The 21,862-nt window shown below is 55.4% G+C and carries 20 protein-coding genes and 2 pseudogenes; 15 read left to right on the top strand and 7 right to left on the bottom strand.

Going from position 1 to position 21,862, the window contains the following annotated elements:
• Nucleotides 1-78: 78 nt before the first annotated feature.
• The 4 genes and pseudogenes from I9H09_RS07215 to istA form a co-directional block, all read right to left on the bottom strand.
• Nucleotides 79-1,178 (bottom strand): annotated as a pseudogene (locus I9H09_RS07215) (amidinotransferase).
• Between the two features lie 505 nt (nt 1,179-1,683).
• On the bottom strand, nt 1,684-2,991 hold the full coding sequence (locus tag I9H09_RS07210; protein ID WP_183142468.1) for an MFS transporter: 1,308 nt from the start codon (nt 2,989-2,991) through the stop codon (nt 1,684-1,686).
• A 265-nt stretch (nt 2,992-3,256) separates the two neighbouring features.
• On the bottom strand, nt 3,257-4,060 hold the full coding sequence (gene istB, locus I9H09_RS07205) for an IS21-like element ISPsy20 family helper ATPase IstB (protein WP_029241171.1): 804 nt from the start codon (nt 4,058-4,060) through the stop codon (nt 3,257-3,259).
• On the bottom strand, nt 4,053-5,552 hold the full coding sequence (gene istA / locus I9H09_RS07200; RefSeq protein WP_102619021.1) for an IS21 family transposase: 1,500 nt from the start codon (nt 5,550-5,552) through the stop codon (nt 4,053-4,055). Before istA ends, istB begins: the two co-directional genes overlap by 8 nt.
• Nucleotides 5,553-6,035: 483 nt before the next feature.
• On the opposite strand from istA, the gene I9H09_RS07195 reads away from it, so the two are divergent.
• The 12 genes from I9H09_RS07195 (at nt 6,036) to I9H09_RS07140 (ending at nt 15,303) form a co-directional block, all read left to right on the top strand.
• Entirely contained in the window at nt 6,036-6,368 is a 333-nt protein-coding gene (locus I9H09_RS07195; RefSeq protein ID WP_053486490.1) for a DUF4177 domain-containing protein, read from the top strand.
• Nucleotides 6,369-6,447: 79 nt separating this feature from the next.
• Nucleotides 6,448-6,813 carry an integrative conjugative element protein, RAQPRD family gene (locus I9H09_RS07190; RefSeq protein ID WP_081035257.1) on the top strand — a complete coding sequence of 122 codons (366 nt, stop codon included), beginning with the start codon at nt 6,448-6,450 and terminating at the stop codon, nt 6,811-6,813.
• Nucleotides 6,810-7,049, top strand: coding sequence for a TIGR03758 family integrating conjugative element protein (locus tag I9H09_RS07185; protein WP_044423286.1), 240 nt, complete (start codon nt 6,810-6,812; stop codon nt 7,047-7,049). The genes I9H09_RS07190 and I9H09_RS07185 overlap by 4 nt, the downstream gene beginning before the upstream one ends.
• A 19-nt stretch (nt 7,050-7,068) precedes the next feature.
• Nucleotides 7,069-7,437 carry a TIGR03745 family integrating conjugative element membrane protein gene (locus I9H09_RS07180; protein ID WP_054997569.1) on the top strand — a complete coding sequence of 123 codons (369 nt, stop codon included), beginning with the start codon at nt 7,069-7,071 and terminating at the stop codon, nt 7,435-7,437.
• Between the two features lie 15 nt (nt 7,438-7,452).
• Nucleotides 7,453-7,845, top strand: a complete 393-nt coding sequence (locus I9H09_RS07175) for a TIGR03750 family conjugal transfer protein (RefSeq protein ID WP_054997568.1) — start codon at nt 7,453-7,455, stop codon at nt 7,843-7,845.
• A complete protein-coding gene (locus tag I9H09_RS07170; RefSeq protein ID WP_054997567.1) occupies nt 7,842-8,510 on the top strand; it encodes a PFL_4703 family integrating conjugative element protein in 669 nt (222 codons plus the stop codon). Before I9H09_RS07175 ends, I9H09_RS07170 begins: the two co-directional genes overlap by 4 nt.
• On the top strand, nt 8,507-9,430 hold the full coding sequence (locus I9H09_RS07165) for a TIGR03749 family integrating conjugative element protein (protein ID WP_054997566.1): 924 nt from the start codon (nt 8,507-8,509) through the stop codon (nt 9,428-9,430). The genes I9H09_RS07170 and I9H09_RS07165 overlap by 4 nt, the downstream gene beginning before the upstream one ends.
• A complete protein-coding gene (locus I9H09_RS07160; protein WP_054997565.1) occupies nt 9,420-10,916 on the top strand; it encodes a TIGR03752 family integrating conjugative element protein in 1,497 nt (498 codons plus the stop codon). The genes I9H09_RS07165 and I9H09_RS07160 overlap by 11 nt, the downstream gene beginning before the upstream one ends.
• Entirely contained in the window at nt 10,894-11,355 is a 462-nt protein-coding gene (locus I9H09_RS07155; RefSeq protein WP_083492159.1) for a TIGR03751 family conjugal transfer lipoprotein, read from the top strand. The genes I9H09_RS07160 and I9H09_RS07155 overlap by 23 nt, the downstream gene beginning before the upstream one ends.
• On the top strand, nt 11,355-14,312 hold the full coding sequence (locus tag I9H09_RS07150) for a conjugative transfer ATPase (RefSeq protein WP_236502551.1): 2,958 nt from the start codon (nt 11,355-11,357) through the stop codon (nt 14,310-14,312). The genes I9H09_RS07155 and I9H09_RS07150 overlap by 1 nt, the downstream gene beginning before the upstream one ends.
• Nucleotides 14,309-14,608: a hypothetical protein gene (locus I9H09_RS07145; protein WP_002552015.1), complete on the top strand. Its 300-nt coding sequence runs from the start codon at nt 14,309-14,311 to the stop codon at nt 14,606-14,608. The genes I9H09_RS07150 and I9H09_RS07145 overlap by 4 nt, the downstream gene beginning before the upstream one ends.
• Complete coding sequence (locus tag I9H09_RS07140; protein ID WP_236502552.1) at nt 14,605-15,303, top strand: DsbA family protein; 699 nt, start codon at nt 14,605-14,607, stop codon at nt 15,301-15,303. The genes I9H09_RS07145 and I9H09_RS07140 overlap by 4 nt, the downstream gene beginning before the upstream one ends.
• Nucleotides 15,304-15,570: 267 nt before the next feature.
• Here the strand turns inward: I9H09_RS07140 and I9H09_RS07135 are convergent, their stop codons facing one another.
• Complete coding sequence (locus tag I9H09_RS07135) at nt 15,571-15,987, bottom strand: hypothetical protein (RefSeq protein ID WP_053486498.1); 417 nt, start codon at nt 15,985-15,987, stop codon at nt 15,571-15,573.
• An 83-nt stretch (nt 15,988-16,070) separates the two neighbouring features.
• Nucleotides 16,071-16,481, bottom strand: a complete 411-nt coding sequence (locus I9H09_RS07130) for a hypothetical protein (RefSeq protein ID WP_053486499.1) — start codon at nt 16,479-16,481, stop codon at nt 16,071-16,073.
• 572 nt (nt 16,482-17,053) lie between these two features.
• Here I9H09_RS07130 and I9H09_RS07125 point away from each other — a divergent pair.
• The 3 genes and pseudogenes from I9H09_RS07125 (at nt 17,054) to I9H09_RS27095 (ending at nt 20,180) form a co-directional block, all read left to right on the top strand.
• Nucleotides 17,054-18,280: a hypothetical protein gene (locus I9H09_RS07125; protein WP_122311789.1), complete on the top strand. Its 1,227-nt coding sequence runs from the start codon at nt 17,054-17,056 to the stop codon at nt 18,278-18,280.
• Between the two features lie 274 nt (nt 18,281-18,554).
• A pseudogene (locus tag I9H09_RS27100) lies at nt 18,555-19,325 on the top strand (MCP four helix bundle domain-containing protein); the annotation flags it as partial.
• The gene (locus tag I9H09_RS27095; protein ID WP_413038122.1) at nt 19,317-20,180 is read left to right on the top strand and encodes a methyl-accepting chemotaxis protein; all 864 of its coding nucleotides are present in this window, start codon (nt 19,317-19,319) and stop codon (nt 20,178-20,180) included. The pseudogene I9H09_RS27100 and the gene I9H09_RS27095, both read left to right, overlap by 9 nt.
• A gap of 428 nt (nt 20,181-20,608) precedes the next feature.
• Here the strand turns inward: I9H09_RS27095 and I9H09_RS07115 are convergent, their stop codons facing one another.
• The gene (locus I9H09_RS07115; RefSeq protein ID WP_105223850.1) at nt 20,609-21,589 is read right to left on the bottom strand and encodes an IS5 family transposase; all 981 of its coding nucleotides are present in this window, start codon (nt 21,587-21,589) and stop codon (nt 20,609-20,611) included.
• Nucleotides 21,590-21,862 lie beyond the last annotated feature (273 nt).

The following is a 21,862-nucleotide window of genomic DNA, read 5'->3' as shown; positions in this document are numbered from 1 at the left end:
CCTATCGTCTGTGTCAGATTGAAAATGTTTTTGTCAGTTGCAGGGCTTTGAGGCCCTGAACACGCTTAGGCAAGGCCCTCAAATATAACGGTGCAGTCCTCCCCGTCGCTTAACATCCAATGTGGCACAATGGAACGAACCGCCGAAGGACTGGAAGTGCTTGAAAGGGCAAAGAATGGTTTCAAAGCCCCATTTGCGGAAAGCGGAAATGAGCGCCTCTTCATCTTTCTCGACCACGACAGTACGCTCGTCAAGCATCAGGACATTCGTGTGAATCCACTTCGACGTAATGAACAAAGGATGGTCATCCGGGAGGTTAGAGGGGGCGGATTGAGAATTTCCCAGTCCTTGAAAATATCAGGAATCTGTGGCACCCAATCTTTATTGATGAGTACGCGGCCCGGTGCTAACGGCAATATCGTTGTATCAATGTGCATGGGGCCCGGCTCTTCAAACTCATAGATGTGCACGTGGTAGTCCGGACCCAAGGTTCTACGCAACCATTCAATGCCTTTATTGTTCGTCACATGGCTGCGCTGCCCGATAACATCCCGGCCCATCTTCATAAAATCGGCGGCGTCAAACAGCGGCTCCACCTCCGTGATAATAGAACGAAACGGAAGTTCTTGTTCGAAATCATAATTCGGTTGCCAGACATCGTCCTTAAGCATGGGCTTGGGGGCCGCGATCCACTCGGCGCCCTGACTGAAATAGTCGTTCAACAGGTCGCGGAACGCGAAGGTCTCGAAGTAACGGCTTCGCCAAGCCATGGGTACTTCAATGATTTTTTTGCCGATCGCGAAAAGACAATCTCTGGGCATGGCGGAGTAAAAGGTTCCGCCCGTTGTAAAGTGCGGCGTCATGATGGGCTGGTGGTGATTTGACTCATTGGGCCTTTTTACGCGAACGCCTTCAGTTTCCAATATTCGCGCCAAGGTGTTGACTTCTTGCCTGGCTTTAACAAGCAACTCCTCTGGGAAGCGTCGCCCGGAGCGCGTCATAAAAAAATCACTGGACTCTTTCGGGATAATTGCTTTTAAGCCGATGTCCCAATCCGGGACACGAATATCATCCATGATTCCGACGATAACCTCCTCCAACGGGTCCCATTCTGTATAAACCTCTACTGGGCTTTGGGTCGTTGTGAAGTAAGCGGGTTCTGCTATTTGATATGACATGGTTGACCTTGTTTTTCTATCAATTTTAAACGCTGCTATATTGACTAAAGGGGCGCATTTGAACGTGTAACCTTCACAACCAAGCGCTGCATCCTGAGATTCACGTTATTCAGGCATTCATAGCGTCAGCAGGTAGATGATTACACCATGGCACCTCCAGGTTGTTTCATTAAACGCCTTGAGGAAGGTCTGAAGCAGGCATCAACTTTTGATCACCTTTTAGCCTGAGGTTCACCCCCGCCCTATCAGACCATCAAACTTTTCCCGCGTTTAATTCATTGAGTTTTTGTCGATTAGCACCGTCCCAAGACGTTTTCCACACTTAGGTACAACTTTCCTATCCCCGACAGGCGCTTTCGCCCCACCAAGATTCGACAGGGTAAAGAGCGCGGCCTGTTATCCGGTGTTTTTTTAGAGCGCCCGCGAAACCGCACTTTCGTATACCCAAACTGGCGCTTGAAGTCGTTATCGGTTCCATGCCATGAACGTTAATTGTGAGTGGGCATCAATAGTGCGTGCCGTCTTCAAGACGGCGCACGGCGGTTGAAAAAAATCCCATCAGGCAAATCAGTCCGCCTAACACGCCGGTAACGACAAACAGCCATCGCACGCCGATAAGCTCACCTAGTGGAGTTGTCAGTGCCAAACCTAGTGGAGCGGCTAGCCCCATGACCATATTCAGCAACGAAAGACCACGCCCTTGCAGGTGATTGGGGATGCTGCTTTGCAGCAATGCAGTCATTGGGGCATCGCCTAGAATGAAGGACATGCCACTAACCATCCAACACACTGCGGCGATGTTGAAGCGGTCGGCCGGCATCAGACCTGTTAATGCTAGCGCGAAACATGAGGTAGCGAAGCCCCAGAGGATCCATGTGACTGGCTGGCGAGGCGCAAATAGCGCCACAACTACGCCCCCTACCAACATGCCAGCGCCTGCCATCGCATCAATAAACGCAACGTGCGGCGCACCACCGCCGAAGTGCTCTTTGACCAACAATGGCACCAATGTGAACGAAGGCATAATCACAAGTACCACGGCCCCCATCAACGCATAGAGGCGGCGCAAGCCAGGGTGACTCCAGATCAAATGCAAGCCATCGCGAAACTCACTCCTTAGAGTTGATAGGCCCGTGCGGTTGCTATTGGATGCCTGGGGAATACGGTAGCGCAACAACGGCAAGCAGCCCAATAGTGCTGTCACCACATCGATGGACAGTGCCCATCCAAGCGGGAACATGCTGATAGCGAGCGCGCCTAGCGGTGCGGCAGCTACCAAGATTATCCCCTGCATGGCCTGACTCAGACCCGCTGCACGGGGTAAAAAACTGCGTGGCACAAGCATAGCAACACTAGCCGATGCGGCCGGCGTCTGGAACGCCTGCATCGCGCTGCGTACGAACATCATCCAGTAAATGTGCCACAGTTCAACACGCTCGGTAAGAAACAGTACGATCAATATCGACATGCACAGCGCGCTGATCATATCGGTGGCAATCATCAACACGCGGCGACTGTAGCGGTCAGCAAATATGCCTCCCAGAGGGCTGATCAGCGCCTGTGGCAAGAGCGCTACGACCCCAGCGGTTGCCAGCGCTGTCAGACTACCCGTTGTGTCTGTAATCCACCAAAGGAGAACGAACTGGGTCAGCCCGGAGCCGATCAGGGAAAGAGTTTGACCGGAGAAAATCATCCAGAAACGCACCTGCCAATTGCTCCCAAGATCGCTGTTGTCTGAGTTGGAAAGGGAATGGCCATCAGCGGTATCGATGATTTCCGGACGGTTCGATAAAGCCATAAAAAACGTTTCCATCGGGTAATTTCTTAATGCGCAATAAAGGGAGCGGTGATCTGGGCACTTTAAGTGTTACGTTCGTGGTGCGCTTGTGCTGATGGGTTCCGTTATTCATGTTGGCGCTGATTGAAAACTGACCCACCCTGCCGATTGAAAATTGACCCAGGACGGATTGCTGATTTCTGTCCCAGCAATTGTGGATAAGCTTAGCAGCAGTGGGCCGATTCAAGACGCATCAACCCCCACCGCATGTAGGCATGCAGCAGGGTATTTATGGTGCGGATCAAAATGGCTCATCGTCCTCGACATCATCTCCGTCCTTGCGCTTTCGTTCCCGTGACTTGATCTTTGTCTGGGCGGCCAAGGTGCTGTGTTGTAGGCGGTAGGACTCGTTGCCCGTTTCGACGATGTGGCAGTGATGTGTCAGCCGATCCAACAACGCGGTGGTCATCTTGGCGTCGCCAAACACACTCGACCATTCCGAGAAGCTGAGGTTGGTGGTGATGACCACGCTGGTGTGTTCGTACAGTTTGGACAGCAGGTGAAATAACAGGGCACCGCCGCTTTGGCTAAAGGGCAAATATCCCAGCTCATCCAGTATCACCAGGTCTGTGCGAAGCAGTCCCTGGGCGATTCGCCCTGCCTTGCCATCGTACTTCTCACGCTCCAGCAGATTCACCAGATCCACCGTGGAAAAGAAGCGCACGCGTTTGTTGTGGGCCGTGATTCCGGATACAGCCAAGGCACTGGCCAGGTGTGTTTTCCCGGTTCCAGGGCCGCCGATGAACACGACATTCTGCGCCGTTTCAGTGAACGCTAAGCTGGATAGATCGCTGACCAGCCGGGCATCAGCGCTGGAAGCGCTGAAGTCAAAGCCAGCTAAGTCACGGTGCATGGGGAGTTTTGCCATGTTCATCTGATGATTCACCGAGCGCACCGCGCGATCCGCATGTTCCTGCTGAAGCAGATGTTCCAACAGCCATTTCGATGAAGCCGTCGACGCTGTTCCTTGAGAGACCAGTTCTTCCCAAGCACTGGCCATGCCGTGCAGGCGAAGTTCTTTGAGTTCAGTCATTAGGTCACGCATTGCGATTCTCCTCATCGGTCGCACGGAGCCGGTCGTAGCGTGCTGTATTGGCAACAGGCGCGACCTTGAGTTGCAGGCTGGTTTCTACACTGGGAGGTAGTGCGGTGGAGGTCAGGCGGGCAAGGACATTGAGGATGTGATCGGCGCTCAGACTTCCCGATTCAAGTACCAGCTCCACCGCCACCAGCACAGGTTCGAGCCCCGCAATTGGCACAGCAGCCAGTACCTGCATCATGATTCGATCACCGTTGGTGTGACGCCTCAGTCCTCGTTTGAGAAGCCGTAACGGTTTTGGCAGATCAGCAAATGGCGCACCGTTGCGCAATGCACCAGGCTTGCGTTCGATGAGTGGGATGTAGTGCTGCCAGTCAAAACTGACCTGATCTCGATCAAAGAGGCGCTCGTGACTGGCGATCACCGTTTCGTCGGCAATGACCACGATCCGCGAAGGGTACAAACGGCTGCTGACCCACTGGCCGACTCGCTCACATGGCACTGAATAGCGATTTCGCGCCACGCTGATCAGACAGGTGCTGGAGACCCGCACGGTACGCTCGACGTAGCCATCAAATGCCGTCGGCATTGGCATCATTTCGACCTGCTCCAGCTCTAAGACCTCGGCCACCGTCAGCCCGTTGTACTGCGGATGCACCAGTTCGCTCCAGAGCGACCGGCAACGTTGGCCGAGCCAGACATTCAGTTCCTCGAAGGTGTGAAACATGCAGTTTTGAGCATCGAGCCAGATTCGCCTCCGGCTGTCCTGAACGTTCTTTTCGACGATGCCTTTTTCCCAGCCAGAGGCCACGTTGCAGAAGTCCGGATCGAACAGATAGTGCGCGCACATCACGGAAAACCGGGCGTTGACCGTGCGCCCTTTGCCTTTGTTGACCTTGTCGACAGCCGTTTTCATGTTGTCGTAGATGCCGCGACGCGGCACACCACCCAACGCTCCAAACGAACGGGTGTGGGCATCAAACAGCATCTCGTGGCCTTGGCTGGGGTACGCAACCAACCAGAATGCGCGGCTGGCACACAGCTTCATGTGGGAGACCTGGATACGTCGAAAAAGACCACCGATCAGCAGGCCTTCTTCGCTCCAGTCAAATTGAAAGGCCTCACCGAGCGCAAACGTCAGCGGTACAAAAGCGCGTAAAGACTTGCCTTGCTCGCCTCGCCAAGAGCGCACAAACGCCGTGAGCTGGCTGTAACCGCCGTCATAACCCTCGGCTTTGATCTGCTCAAAAAGTGCTTTGGCGCTCCTGCGGTTGTGTTTTGGCCGGAACGAATCGGCCTTGAGCGCCTGCTCCAGGGTCTCGTGAAAAGGGCTGAGCTTATTGAAGGTTGCGCACCGTTGGTACGCTGGCTGAATGGCTTCGGGCGCTCTGACCCATTTTCGGATGGTGTTTCTCGACAGCCCGGTACGCTTGGCTATCTGATGCAGCGAGAGCTTGTCGCGGAAGTACATCCGCCGGATTTTTCCCAACATTTCCATGCTGATCACCCTGTGTTCTCCTGCTCGAAAAGTGAGCAGAAGCAGTTGAACACCTGGGTCAGTTTTCAGTCGGCAGAAGAGCCTCTACTGGGTCAGTTTTCGGTCAGCGGCAACACGTTATTCCCCCATATCTCGAAAAATAAAGGCCATGGTGGAGTTGTTAGCGCCTGAATGAGCCATATGCAAAAGCGCTATGCCCGTCAATAATGATGGCGTTTGGTACTCATCGCGCGCGACTGAAGCTTTCTGATGAGCAAAGTGGATTCAGTAGGATACGACAGTTGCTTCGCCCTCAGCTCGCCCTACCTGCCGACGCGATACTGGGCGAGGATTGCGTTAACTGCGTGGACCCGAATCCGTCTTAAACACCACTCAAGGGGAATTCTGAAAAAGACTTCCTGATTGGGCAAAATTCCCGGACACCAATCGCCGAGCTTTTCGATGATGATCTGTCCGATCACCCCACCTTGCAGTTGGTATCCTATGACACTCTTTGAATACACCCAGGCCTTCGTCCCCCTTCCCTACAAAACCTTGACCAGCGGCGTGCTGATGTTCAAGTCGACGGACGACACTACCGAACCGGACATCCACAGATATTTGAGCAACCCTGAAACTCTGGCGACATTGAATCGCCACGGCAGAGAAGGATGGGAGCTGGTCAGCGTTCAGCAGATCAATCGTGGCCACGAGCGATTTGGTAATCAAAACGCCCAGGCGTGGGCGGTTGGGTATGCAATCAGTACCGGGTTCCTGTTCTTCTTTAAACGCAGCATTGTCACTCCGACCCGTTTGGATAAACCCTCTCAGACCTAAAAAGGGTTTCGTACTGATTCAAACCGAGCCCTTGGTCATGCTGTGGACATAGATTCCTACAGCTTCCAAGGCCCGCGACGTGAACTTCAATCCCCCCGCGCTCAGATCAACGTCTTCACGTGTGCAGATCTGCTTGACCGCAGTCATGCTGTGCACACCCCTGCTGTTTTCCGCGCATGCTGGAGCAGCCGGCACGGCTTCTGAACAAGCCAATGTGGAAGTGATGATTCGCCAGCTCAACGCGCTCGAGGCCGTCGCGCAGCGCAGTGTCGATCTTCCACAAGACCCGGCTCAACGCTATCACCTGGACTATCCCAGATTGGTCAGCGACATCGCGCGCATCCGCCAAGGTTTGCAGGACTACCTGTCGCCCTCCCGCGCACAGCCTCGTGACCCCGTAGAAATTTCCGGCCACTACAACGTCAGCGGTGATCACACGCCATGACGATGTCCTCCACCCAGATCAGCGCCTTCCAGGCGGCGGCGGGCTTTACGCCTGCCAGCAGCAACACGCTGTGGACCGGAATTGCAGTGGGGATCCTCCTGCTGTGGGGCGTCTGGGTGTTTTCAAGCATTTATCGTGGCTGGGCTACCCGAAACCTGGCAGCCCCGGCGGCGGCCGTTGCTGCTGCTCGCTGGGCGGTGCTGTTCATGATCATGACTTTCATGTTGTTGAGTTGATTTTTCACAGGAGATAAAGATGACGCTGCTTTCATTGTTCACCCAGGCACGTACCTTTTTGAAACATCGGCCTTATCCGGTCCTGCTGATGGCTGCCACCCCCGGTAGTAGTTCTGCAGCGCTACCGGGTGCCCAAGCCCCCACGCGCGGCACAGGAACCAGCTTCCTGCAGACGTTCCAAAACTATGCCTTCGATGGTTTCACGCTGCTCGGCTTATGCCTGTGCGCGTTCGGCATCATTCTGGTGGGCCGACATGCCCTGGGCGTCTATCACGAAATCCACATGGGCAAGGCCAAATGGGCCGATCTAGGCAGCACCGCTGTCGTCGGCGTCTGCTTGATTGGCGTCACGATCTACCTGGTCACCACCGCGTCTAACATCCTTTAAGTCATAGAGGCTTCCATGACTGAGCTTCAGCACGATCAGCATGAAGACGGCACCCTGCGTTTTCTGCCCAGTCGCTTGAACAACCAGCCCGTGGTGATTGGCGGTCTTACGGCGGACGAGATGTGGGTCACCGTATTTGGGTGTAGCGGGGCAGGCTTTGTGATGGGGCTGCCGTTGGCCTTCGTGATCACTCCATCCATGCCCGTGGTCTGCGCACTCATCGGAGGAACATTGGGGCTGCTCATCGCAGCTCGGGTCTTGCGACGCCTCAAACGCGGCCGACCCGAAACCTGGTTCTACCGCACGTTGCAGCTGCGGCTCGCCACATTCGGCCCCGTGTCATTGAACAACGCCAATCTGGTCATCCGATCGGGCAACTGGACGTGCCGTCGGAGGGCGCAACAATGAGCCGTTATTTAAAGCTGGCCGACTCGCAGCGAGCACACATCACCAGTTTGAGGATGGCCATCGTCCTGCTGGCGCTCCTGGCCTTGGGGCTGGGTATCGGCTGGTATCGAGCACCGCAGAACATGACCATTCACGTTCCGCCCGACCTGCGTTCCGGCAGCACACGCCTTTGGTGGGACATCCCTCCTCAGTCGGTGTACGCCTTTGGCCTGTACATCTTTCAGCAAATGAACCGCTGGCCGGTCGACGGTGAACAGGATTATCAGACGAACATCACGCGCCTGGACGCCTACATCACACCGGCCTGCAAGCAATACCTGCAGAGCGATTTTGATCTGCGCAAGTCCAGTGGTGAGCTGCGCAAGCGTGTCCGCGGTGTCTACGAGATTCCCGGCCGAGGCTTTGGCGACTCGCCTGAACTGCGGACGGTGACCAACTCCATCGACGACTGGACGGTGACGCTCGACATCTCAGCCGACGAGTATTACGGCGGTCAGCTGGTCAAGCGTGCCCTCGCACGATACCCGCTTCACGTTGTACGCATGGACGTCGACCCTGAAACCAATCCCTTCGGTTTGGCCTGGGATTGCTACAGCGGCGCACCACAACGCATCGAGGGCAATGTTGAAGCTCCAGCAACCCCGTCGAGAGGAGTCTTCAAATGAGTGTTTTGCGTGTACTCACATGCTCGACATTACTGATGGTCTTGGCTGGCAACGCCCAAGTCGCCTCGGCGATGGAGATTCTCCGCTGGGAGCGTTTGCCACTGGCCATTCCACTGCGCATCAATCAGGAACGCATCGTCTTCGTCGATCAGAATGTCCGAGTCGGGCTTCCGAGGTCTTTGACAGACAAGCTGCGGGTGCAGAGTACGGGCGGCGCGATCTACCTGTTTGCCAAGGAAGCGATAGAGCCCACTCGACTTCAGCTGCAGAACGCCAAGACCGGTGAGATCATTCTGGTGGACATCGCTGCTACAGAAGCACCTACGGATCAACCGGCGCTGGAGCCGGTGAAGATTGTGGAAGGTGAAACATCATCCGCACGCTACGCCGGGGCTGCTACAGCACGCTCAGGCAAGCCCTCTACCGCATGCCCAGAGGAAACCAGTCGCTCGAAGGTTGAGGATGATGAACCAGAGGACGTGGTCAAGCGGGAAACGCCTGTCCCAGTGGTTCTGACACGCTATGCGGCGCAAGTGCTGTATGCGCCGCTTCGCACCGTCGAGCCTGTGGGCGGCATTGCCCAGGTGAAGATTGATCGCCGCCTGGATCTGACCACCCTGCTTCCCACCTTACCGGTCACCGCCTCCCCTCTGGGAGCATGGCGTCTGGACGACTTCTGGGTAACTGCTGTCAAACTGCAAAACCAGACGGCGCAGCGCGTCACGCTCGACCCTCGGGAACTGATGGGTGAGTTCGCGACCGCAGCATTTCAGCACCCGTATCTCGGACCTCTTGGTGATGCCAGTGACACTACGACCTTGTACCTGGTCACGCGGGGACACGGGCTGACACAAGCGACCGTGTTCTCCGCCGCCCCAGCAGATCCGCGTGCAACCCGGGGAGCCAAGCATGAAGAGTAACCCGCTGCTCAAGTACCTGGTGGTTCCGCTTCTCCTGCTCACGGTATTCATCGGCATCAAGATGATGAGAGGTGGACCCGAACAGCAGGCTGACAACGCACCGGCCCCAGCACTCACAGCGGAACAGGCCAAGGCTCTGGGTGTGGAAGGCGACACGCCGAGCGACACGCTACGCACGGTCGTGGCTGAAGGGCGCGAACTCAAGCAGCAGATCACCGATGTGATGGCGCAGAACTCAGCCGTCAAGCAGGACAACGAGGCGCTCAAACAACGATTGGCGAACATCGATCAGACGGTAGAGCAGCGTCTGAAGAATGCCCAGGAGCAGTTCAAGCTCGACAGTCAGCAACAACAGCAGAGCGTGCTGGATGGCTTGCGCAAACAGATGGATGAACTGACCCGGATGGGACAAAACGGCGCTACGAACCCGGATCTACCGATTGGCCTGGGCGTTCAGCAGGGAGATGGCCAACAGTTCAAGTCCGACTCAAGCGGTTCAGACATCGTCTGGATCGATCCGCAGGACGCGACGGCCCTGGACAGCAACGGTAAACCGATCACTGCTGGCACGAGCATCTCTCCGAGCGGCTACAGTTTTCCTACGGCCTTCGGCGAGTCCGTAGACCGAGGCCAGAAAGCCCTGACGACAGGCGCTCAGTCTGTCCGCGATGACATGGGTGGCCAGCAACAGGAGCGTAAGAAGGTACGTCGTGCTTACACCCTGCCTCAGAACTCGACGCTGATGGGATCAGTGGCCATGTCAGCGTTGATTGGCCGGGTTCCCGTGGATGGGACGGTTAATGACCCCTACCCGTTCAAGGTGTTGATCGGTCCGGACAACCTCACTGCCAATGGCATTGATCTCCCTGACGTGGCCGGTGCCGTGGCCAGCGGTACAGCGTCCGGCGACTGGACCCTCTCATGCGTGCGGGGGCAGATCAAGAGTCTGACCTTCGTGTTCAACGATGGGACTGTCCGTACGTTACCCGCCCCAGTCCAGGGCGGTAATCAGCAGAATAATAACCAGAACAATCAGAACAACTCTGGAGACCAACAGCCCATCCAGGGTGGTCTGGGCTGGATCAGTGATCCCTACGGCATTCCGTGCATCGCCGGCGAGCGGCGTAGCAATGCGCAGCAGTACATCGGCTCACAAGCCCTGATTACCGCAGCAGGTGCTGGAGCAGCCTCGTTGATCAAGACCGAGGGCAGCACCTCCTCTTACGTCTCGAACGCATCTGGCACGCTTGGTAGCACCGGTTTGTCTGGTAACGAGGCGATGGGCAAAATCCTGACTCAAGGCGTCATGGACGTGTCCAGCTGGGTCAACAAACTGTATGGCCAGGCGTTTGCGGCCATCTACGTCTTACCTGGTGCGCAGGTCTCACTGCACATCGATCAAGAGCTGGAAATTGACTACGAACTCAAAGGCCGCAAGGTCAAGTACGCCTCAGGAGCGAGCCATGCCAATGCCAACCTGGATTGATCTTTCAAGGCCGCCCCGTAGCGGACGGCTCGGCCTGTCACTCATTGTCGCCTTGCTCACACTCGCAGGATGCCAGACCAGCAAGGAGGAAATGCTGCCGCATGGCGACAGCACCATGATGGATGTCTGGAACCAGGGCACCACGGGCTCGGGCGGCAGCGCCACTGGTCGGCAACTGCTCGATGCTCGCGCAGAGCTGCGCCGCCCGATCGATGTGCGGACCACTCAGCCACTGCAGGACAGCGCCGCGTACACACGCACGGCTCAAAACGAGATCTACAGTCAGTTCAAGCGCCTGCCCAATCCGGACCTGGTCATGTACGTATTCCCTCACCTGGCGGGCTCAGATCCCGCACCAGTACCGGGGTATACGACTGTTTTTCCGCTGTATCAACGCGTGCAATACGCGATGCCCGGTGAGCGGGTGGAGGATTATTGATGGGACTTTTGAAGCGTTTGACAAAGCGTCGGGATCGAGGCACTGACACTGTGGTTGATACTCCAGTCGAGACGATCGCCGATCAGCTAAGAGAAGAGGCCATCTTCGCGCAGGCCAGAGAGCGTTATCTGGCTCGCCTGGCGGCTGAGGGAATACCAGAGCCTGGCGCATGGCTAGATCCCAAGCGCAAACCTGCGACGGTCGACGATATCGCAGCCCTGTATGCCGTCAACCCGTCATTCGTCGACATGCTGCCCTGGACGGAGTACCTCCCTCAGGAACAAGCGATGCTGCTTGAGGACGGCAAGTCACTGGCAGCATTCTATGAGCTCACCCCCATCGGCACCGAAGGTCGGGATCCTGAGTGGTTACGCAAAGCGCGCGATGCTCTTGAAAATGCGCTGCAGGACAGTTTTGACGAACTGGATGAATCGCCTTGGGTGGTGCAGTTCTACGCCAAGGATGAAACCAGTTGGGAAGATTATCTGGAGACGTTGCATGATTACGTCCAGCCTCGCGCTCAGGGTACGGCGTTTACAGAAATGTACCTGCAGCAATTCAAACATCACCTAGAGGCAATCTCCAAGCCGGGTGGTTTATTTGAAGACACCAAAGTGTCTCAACTGCCCTGGCGCGGCCAGCAACGCAGGGTTCGCATGGTCGTCTACCGGCGCTGCACCGGAGATGGACTGGTTCGTGGCCAGACGCCGTCGATGTACTTGAAAAACATTTGCGAGCGCCTGACGGGAGGACTGGCCAACGCCGGCATCAAAACCCGGCGCATGGATCGCCATGACATTCGTCACTGGCTGTTGCACTGGTTCAACCCGCATCCCGAACACTTGGGATCAAAGCGCCAGGATATCGATCGTTTCTTCGAAATCGTCAATAACCGCAAGGTCGAACCACCAGAAGAGGGCACGCTGCCGCTGGCCAGCGGCGATGATTTCTCTCAGTGCCTGTTTTACAGCGAACCGCAATCGGATGCCAAGAAAGGTCTCTGGTACTTCGACTCGCGCCCTCACCGCGTCATCGTCCTCGATCGCTTGCGCGACGCACCTAAGACCGGGCACCTGACGGGTGAAAACCGTAAAGGCGGGGACGCGCTGCATGCCTTGTTCGACAAGTTGCCCGAAGACACGGTACTCAACATCACGCTGGTGATCACTCCCCAGGATGTTCTGGAGGCCCACCTGGAAAAACTGGCACGTAAATCAGTCGGCGACAATCAAGCCTCCGCCCTGACCCGTGAAGCAGTCGACGAAGCCCGGAAACTGATCGGTCGAAAACACAAGCTGTACCGTGGCAACGTGGTTTTTTACTTGACCGGCAAGGATGAGCAACAACTGGAAAGTCGGAGCATGGAGCTTGCCAATGCCATGCTTAGCGTCGGTATGGAACCTGTCTATCCTCGTGATGAAGTCGCCCCTCTCAGCAGTTACCTGCGATGGCTGCCCGCCAGTTTTGATGTGAACAAGAAACATGCTTTGGACTGGTACACGCAGATGATGCTCGCCCAGCATGTCGCGAACCTTTCGCCGGTATGGGGTCGTGCCAGCGGCACGGGCAACCCCGGCATAACCCTGTTCAACAGGGGCGGTGCACCGCTGACGTTCGACCCATTCAACAAGCTTGATCGGCAGATGAATGCCCATCTGCTCCTGTTTGGTCCGACAGGTTCAGGTAAGTCAGCCACGGCCAACAATTTGCTGATGCAGTTAATCGCCATTTACAGGCCGCGCCTGTTCATCATTGAAGCCGGTAATAGTTTCGGCCTACTGGGAGATTTTGCCCAAAAGCTTGGGCTGACGGTCAACCGGCTCAAGTTGGCGCCAGGGTCGGGCGTGAGTCTGGCCCCCTTCACTGATGCCATTCGCCTGGTGTCAACACCTGACAAAGTCACGATCCTGGATGCCGATGACATTGAAGGATCCGATGAGCATCTGCAAACAATGCCTGAACAGGGCGACGAGGAGCGTGATGTCTTGGGCGAAATGGAGATCGTGGCCAGGCTCATGATCACCGGCGGCGAAGAGAGAGAAGAGGCTCGACTCACTCGCGCAGACCGCAGCGCCATTAGGCACTGCATTCTGACGGCAGCCAGAACATGCTTTGACGCTGAACGAGCAGTCAAGACGGAGGATGTGCGTGATGCGCTGAGTGACGCTGGCAAGGACACCACCCTTCCGGAAAAGCGCCGAGAACGCATGTTTGAGATGGCTGAAGCCATGGACATGTTCTGCATGGGGGCTGACGGTGAGATGTTCAACCGGGAGGGTACGCCTTGGCCTGAGGCCGACATCACAATCCTGGACTTGGCCACCTACGCCCGCGAGGGGTATAACGCCCAACTGTCGGTCGCCTACATCTCGCTGATCAACACCGTGAACAACATTGCAGAACGGGACCAATTCAAGGGGCGTCCGATCGTCAACTTCACTGACGAGGGTCACATCATTACGAAAAACCCCCTTCTCTCGCCCTACGTCATCAAGATCACCAAGATGTGGCGAAAACTCGGTGCCTGGTTCTGGCTTGCCACTCAGAACATCGACGACCTTCCGTCAGCAGCAGCACCGATGCTTAACATGATCGAGTGGTGGATCTGCCTGAACATGCCACCGGATGAAGTGGAGAAAATCACCACGTTCCGTAAGCTGACGCCCGCGCAAAAGTCACTGATGCTGTCAGCCCGTAAAGAAAGCGGAAAGTATACTGAAGGGGTTGTGCTTTCCAAATCGATGGAGGTTTTGTTTCGAGCCGTGCCCCCAAGCCTGCTCCTGGCATTGGCCATGACTGAGCCGGAAGAAAAAAAACAGCGGTACGATCTAATGCAGTCGTTAGGGGTAGACGAGCTGGGAGCCGCAATGGCGATCGCACACGACCTCGACCGCATTCGCGGGATTGAACCGACAACCATTACATTCCCGTCTTCGCCCTTGGAGAACCTGGCATGAGAGCCATGGATGCCCTGACTCAAAATCTGATCGACAGCCTGACTCAACTACTCAAAAACCCGCAGGAAGATGCTCTGCTGGCCTTGAAAATCTGCGCACCGGTACTGATTGAGCACTTGGAAGTCGTGAAACATGTGGCGGTTGATCGTCGAGAGATCCAGTCCCAACTGCACAAAGCGCTGGACCAGTGGCTTGAGCATCACCCACAGCCTGAAAGCGCGCAGAAGGCTCTTCTGACGTTGCTGGATCAGGAGTTGCTGGCCAAACAATTTCTCGATAAAGAGGCCTCCGCATGAAGCGCCCCACACATCGCCAGATGCTGTACGGCATCGGTGCGGTCGCCTTGGCAATCCTGGCTTTTCTGCTGACAGAACTGAGGCGGAACACGCTTGGAGTCACAGGTGGCACCCAGGCGTCAGCAGAGAGTCAACAGAGGCCAAGTGGCGGATGGATTTACGGCAGCCGTGGTGCCCGTTTCACCATTGTCGAATATGCAGATCTGGAATGCCCGTACTGCAAGGATTACTTCCCACAGCTCAAAGCATGGGTTGATCAGCATCCAGACGTGAATCTTCAGTGGCACCATTTGCCCCTGCCGATGCATGAGCCTGCAGCCAGCTATGAAGCTCGCTGGGCTGAGTGCGCAGGGATCGAGCGAGGCAATGACGTGTTCTGGCTCGCCGTCGAGCTCATTTATCAACGTACTCGGTCGAACGGTGCTGGAACTGCTGGCAATCCGCAGATCCCGGGGCTTGAGGATCGACAGCACTATATTGATAACTGCGCGTCGAGCGACCCGGCTGTCCGACAGACCGTTGTTAGCCAGGCTCACAAGGCCAGCCAGGACGGCATCACCGCCACACCGACGTTGGTCATCAAGGACAAGCACTCTGGCCGCAAGATCAAGCTGCAGGGAGCACCTGACGGTAACGTGCTGCTTTCCGCAATCGACTGGATGGCCAGCACGGATTCGAACAGCAGCAATCAGTGAATCCAAGCACTCCGTGATCCTATGCTTTTCGATTACAGACGTGTGGACAATTAGGTTAGGGCATAGCTCAGATCGGCACATGGCTGCACATAGGAAATCATGTGCGTAATTTCCAGAGTGGGTGAGACGCGTCATTTTTAAATGTCACCCAGCCAAACGACATGATCTAACCTCGCTGGGGCTGTCGCAGCATGGTCCGGGAATCCGTATTACATTACCCGATGCAATTCTCAAGCAAGAGGTCTGCGCCCGTAATTTTGACTCAACTCAATCGAACCTGCGGCAGTACATCCAGATATAGCCGCCAACAATGATGAAGAAGAGCCCGATATATCGAGTCAACTCGGCTGCCCACCAAGCTACTTGTTGTTCCCCACCGATGTAAGACGGCCCGATTGCTCCCCACTCAGCCATTGCCGGCCACAGGCCTCCCCAAGCAGATGCTACCGCCAACGGTATCATCCCCCTCATTGTGACGCCAACGTTGTCCATCTGCAGTTCACACCACAGGCCCCCGCCTAGAATCACGAAAGCGAAAGCCACCCCGAACACAAAGAAGAAATTCGCTGACCACGAAAGCTTCTCGCTACCTGGCACAAACTTCAAAAGTCCATAAGTGATTAACGCCGCAAGCGTGGTTACGACGATGGTGCCACCAACTACTTTTTCCTCGTCACGAGTCATAGATCATCCCCTTTCCGTATCTACTCGTTTAACATTAACCGCTTTTCTAAGACGTGTCTCTTCAGCGAGGTACGACGTCCTGATTATTTGATCGTGACGGTCTTCTTCACCAGAAAATTTATCTGGTCTCCAAGCGTCAAGTCCCTCTGGCCTATGGCACCCTGGGCATCAACGAGCTCCCCTTCTAGCTCTAGATGTTCTACGCCGTCGCAAACCAAGGCCGCTGACGTGCCTACATGCCGATCGAGGTTATCATTCCATTCCGTGGTAATCCCCATAGAGCAATGACTTTCCACCAGTTCTTTTCCAAAATCTGTAGGCTCATTCTTGAGATTACCAACTGGCAGTAATTCACCAATCAGGCTATCCCCAATGTAATTAAGCTTCATTGCTATGTGCGAGCCAGCAGGTATCGTTATGTTCGGACCTGTTTCGGTACAGCCCGCCATGACGAACGCGGCGATGCCCAGCAGCTCAAGCTTCCCAAACGACATAACGTTCCTCTTTCATCTACTATAACGAGCCTGCATTATACAAAGCATCAATCGATATAGGCCAGCGTGACAGGACCTTGAAGCTTGTAAAAACGTATACAGCGTCGACTTTTTTCCTTGGATCAACTCAACAAGCGTTCGATGGCAGTGCGCCGTCGGTATTTGGGCAATTCGAACAACCGCAGTATGCCAGACCGCAGCTTAGGACGCATGATACGACTGGCATACAGAGCGCGTGCTAAAGCGATTGCAATGGCGTCGTAGCGCGTCACTGAAGTAATCCTTGTCTGCCGCCACGCAGCGGCAGACGGATACGTTGCTTGGAAGCGATTCCGAGCGCACGCTTCTGGAGTGGGAGGTGTGTGGGCACATCAACGAAGTGCCTTTACAGACGCTCAAGTCTTGCATTCGTCCAAATAAGTGAGCTACCTTCGTATTGCGCTAGTGCGGCGCATCTAAACCCGAGAGGGGCGCACTGCTGTCCACACGGCTCTGCCTAGTTGAAACTTTTTTCACTGCGAGCTGACTTTTACCACCGTAAGATGCCCGTAGTGGGCATCAAGGGGTTAAATATGGCGATTTCTTTGATTCGCGGTCTTACTGCGTCTGTCACTCGTAATGTATCGGCGTTAAAGCGTGACGCCAAACGTCTTCAAAAGCACTCCCAACTTGTATTTGGAACAGAGTATCCGCTCAACGTTTGCCAACATGCAGTGGCCGTTGCGCGTGGATTCCGCTCGCTCGCTGATTTCGAAAACCTAACTCACCGCCTTGGCATGAATAAAGAAGCCCCTTTCTGGACGATTCATGGCCGTAGCGATACCCATCAGGATGTGTTAGATGCGCTGTATAAGTTAAACCTTGAATATACGGAGAACGGTCCCGTTGTGTTCACAGGCAAGCAGATACACTCGATACTTCCGGCTTTGGTTCTTTTTTTCGAGCAAATGAGCCTCAAAAAAATGCCAGGTCTAATCCTGGTCGAGACAGAGGCTCCCTCAATTCAGGACACATTCATCTTCGCTGGAATTCAGAAGCTTGGGGTTGAGGAGGTGCTTGAAGGGTTTCGTTCGTTAGACTTGCGCGACCGGAATCTGCCAGTGTCGCTTAGCACCGATGCCAGGTGGTGGGCCAAAGCGATCACAGATGTACTGCCGAAAGATCTACAGGCAACGCTGCAGCAGAGCGGGTGGGAAGCAGGACTGGAAATTAGCGCTTACGAAAACGCGAAATCGCGCTGCCAAGTGTATAACTCAAAAGATTTTGAGACTATCCCGTTTTATTCAGTGAAAGAGGCGGCATTCCAACTCGTTTTCGGAAAGTCATGGCCACTTTGGATAAGCAAAGATGCTGCGTGGCGAACCTCTTCAATCGGTGTTTGTCCGCCAGAACTTGATAAGGAATCAAAGGACATCATACTTGAGCTGATTAAGGTATTGGATAGTCGCAATTTCGGGCTCGGCGTGTCTAGCGAGCGCGAAAGCCGGTGGCGTCCATATGTCGTTATCTTCTCAAGAAATGACCCCGCCAGCGAGGTGCTTGCAAGCGTTGTCCGCTCATACTTCTCTTGGCGACAGAGTCGAGACCAGCGCTCGCCCATGCTTTACGTGTCCGACGGAACCACACCCTATTCGCCTAGGCTTCTCGGCTTCGGTGATCATACCGCAGTGGTAAACGGTCTCGATTCTATCCCTATGGGCGAAGGTCCCGGGGAGTTTTTCGGCTACAAAAACGCACTGAAGGTAGTGGGAACTTCGGATGGACTTCAGTACATGGGTAAGCGAGTCCCGTTGGTGTAGATACTGCGGCGGACGGGTATGGTCATGGGAATCTCGGACCAAACGCGGGCGATCCTGAGAGAGTAGGCGGCGGGCCTCCTGATATCTTACTGGCCCGCGCTACGGCGTGTTCAAAGAAAATGCTACTGCTGAATGACGAAGGGGGGGGGTATTGACGATGTGTTGCCGGAGATCGCGCTAACCCAGTTGTCGGATGGAATGCAGTTCCAGGCATTTTGGTCGATTGCCTGTAATGACAGCAACGACTTACCCAGCTTACTAAGAGAAATAAAAAATGAACGTAAGATCTATGAACCTTGCTCCAAGGGCTGCCATCTTCTTCTCGCTCATTGTTCTGGTGGTTTTTGCTCTGGGCATTGTCGCTCTGATGCAAATGGGAAAGCTTCGAGAATCGGAGCAGGATGTCGAAACTAATTGGATGACGAGCATCCGTGAGATCGGCAAGATGCAGACAGGTATCTTGCGCCTTCGTCTTGAAAGCATCCGTATCACCGTGACCACCGACGAACAACAGCGCCAAACCCGCATCGCCTCGTTGAGCGGCTTACGCAGCACACTGCTGAACACCATCAGCCATTACGAACCCTTGGTTACCGGGCCGGCAGAGCGTGAACTTTATCAGCCCGTTGCCACGGATGTGCAGCAGTATTTCAACCTGCTGGAAGAGTTGGAGTCGTTCCTGCGAAGTGGTGACAACGCTGCAGCCATTAACCTGATCAATACCCGTATAAGCCCGATGGCCAACGCCCTGCAGGACAAGATGAGCAAGCTCGCGGACTTTAACGATGAGGGTGCCAAGCGTGCAGGCCTGGATGCCGCCTCTTTCTACAGCAACGGTGTATCGTTGGTGATCGGCCTGCTGGTGTTAACCCTGATACTCACCGTAGTGCTGGCTACGGTGCTGACCCGCAGCATCACCTCGCCCATTAGCGATGCCTTGGTAGTGGCCGAGCGGATTGCTGGCAGCGACCTGTCCCGGGAGGTCGAAGTCAGTGGCAGCGATGAAGCGGGCCGCCTGCTGGCCGCCCTGGCGAAGATGCAGAGCAACCTGCGGGAAACCATCGCCAGCATTGCCGACTCCGCGACCCAACTGGCGTCGGCCTCTGAAGAAATGACTGCGGTGACCGAAGACGGTAGTCGCGGGCTGGTTCGGCAGAACGATGAGGTCAACCAGGCTGCGACCGCGGTGACCGAAATGAGCGCAGCGGTGGACGAGGTAGCACGTAATGCCGAAGCCGCAGCACAATCTTCTCGCGAGTCCATGGAGTTCACTCGCTCGGGTATCGAAAACGTGGCGCAGACCCTCAAAGCCATCGAAAGTCTGGCTGGCAACGTGGCAAGTACCGGAGATCAGGTCAAGGCATTATCTGGCAGGGCCCAAGACATAAGCAAGGTAGTGGAGGTGATTCGCGCGATTGCCGAACAAACCAATCTGCTGGCACTGAACGCGGCCATTGAAGCTGCCCGCGCTGGCGAGCAAGGCCGTGGCTTTGCGGTGGTTGCTGATGAGGTGCGGGCTCTGGCTCACCGCACCCAGCAGTCGACCCAGGAAATCGAACAGATGATCAGCGCGATTCAGGCCGACTCGACCCAAGCGGTGGGTGCCATGAACGTCAGCGCCCAGATGGCCAGTAGCTCAATCTCGGTGGCACAGAACGCAGACTTGTCGCTCAAGCAGATCGCTGAGGCTATCACCCAGATCAACGAGCGCAACCTTCTGATCGCCACCGCCTCTGAAGAACAGGCGCAAGTGGCCCGCGAGGCCGATCAGAACCTGACCAGCATCCGCGAACTGTCAGTCCAGAGCGCGGCAGGCGCAAGTCAGACCGCCAGCGCCTGCAGTGAGATGGCCAGCCTGGCTATTGATCTGAATCGTCTGGTGGCGCGCTTCAAGGTTTGACATAGGTCGTCTTGGCCTGGGACGGCTGTGGCGTATCCATTGAGCAGATGCTGTAGCAATGACATTATCTTGAAAACGCGCAACTCTGCTCCTCAGCGAATAGGCACCGCGTCTCTATTCGTAACCGATAGTGGTAGGTATCGTGTTCAATAGTCCATGCAGACTTCATCTCGCGTGATAGGCAATCCTATTTATCAGATCAGTCACTTTTCACGTAGCCACTCAAATATCTCGAGTCCAAAGACTGACATCATAAGAACAATTCCCAAAAGGAGAGCAAGCATACCGGCCTCGGTGTACGCTAGGGATGCTCCGATCAACTTGCTGCGCAGCGGCGGCGAGTCGCAATTTGCCCGGCACCCAGCGCTATTTGCTGAAAATGGCCTGATGCAGCGCGCGTTGAGGGCGTTTCCGCCCGGTTTTCCGTGTTAAACGCGCAACTCACCCATACCCATCAGCTGTTTTCGAGCCATCCACAGATTCGACAGGGCGAACAGCGTGGTCAGCTGAGCTGTGTTTTTCATCAGCCCACGAAAGCGCACTTTCACGTAGCCAAACTGACGCTTGATTACGCGAAACGGATGCTCGACCTTGGCCCGTGTCTGAGCTTTGCAGTACTCGATCTTGCGCTTGGCCTTGTAGAGCACGCTGCGTTTATTGAGCCTGGAATACGTGCTGCGCCGCGCAGCGATTTGCCAGATGACCTCACGATTTTCATGCTCTTCACGCTTCTCGACACCGGTGTATCCCGCGTCTGCATACACCGCGTTTTCTTCGCCGTGGAGCAGTTCGGCGACCTGCGTGACATCGGCCACATTGGCCGCAGTGCCATGAACATGATGAACCAGGCCCGACTCCGCATCGGCGCCGATATGCGCCTTCATCCCGAAGAAGTATTGGTTACCTTTCTTCGTCTGATGCATCTCGGGATCACGCTTTCCTTCCTCGTTCTTGGTCGAGCAAGGGGCATGAATGATGGTGGCATCGACGATGGTGCCCTGGCGCAGGGACAGGCCTTTCTCTTGCAGATAACCGTTGATGACCGCGAGGATCGCAGGGGCCAGTTGATGCTTTTCCAGCAGGTGCCGGAAGTTCATGATCGTGGTGTCTTCAGGTATCGGGGCGCTCAAGGTCAGGCGTGCAAACTGGCGCATGGGCGTGATTTCGTAGAGCGCTTCTTCCATGGCCGGGTCGCTCAGGGAGAACCAGTTCTGCAACAGATGAATGCGCAGCATGGTTTCCAGAGGATAAGGTTTTCTGCCTCCGCCGGCCTTGGGGTAGAACGGCTCGATCAGGCCCAGTAGACCTGTCCAGGGCACGACCTGATCCATCTCGGCGAGGAAGCGTTCGCGGCGTGTCTGCTTGCGCTTACCGGCATATTCGAAATCGGAAAAGCTCATCTGGCTCATGGGCGGCTCGGATCAGGTGGTCAGGCGTATTTCAGCACATTTGAAGACTTGTTCGGAGATTCCCTAGATCTGCTGTGCGCTGCCCTGCCTCCCCAAGACATATTGAAACCAAAACCGCAATTAATTGAGCCAATGCTAATTTCATACGACGTTCCCAGTGCCTTTTCGATGCAAAAGAGGTGTTTTTCTACTGACCCAGCCCCGGCGACGGTATTCCGCTTTGAAATCTGCCGGTGTCAACCGCTGAACCTACATTGAACAACTCTGCAAACC

The organism is Pseudomonas tremae (genome assembly GCF_023278125.1).
Taxonomy (GTDB): domain Bacteria; phylum Pseudomonadota; class Gammaproteobacteria; order Pseudomonadales; family Pseudomonadaceae; genus Aquipseudomonas; species Aquipseudomonas tremae.
Note: the sequence above shows the minus strand (reverse complement) of the source record. Positions and strands in the feature narration are given on the sequence as shown.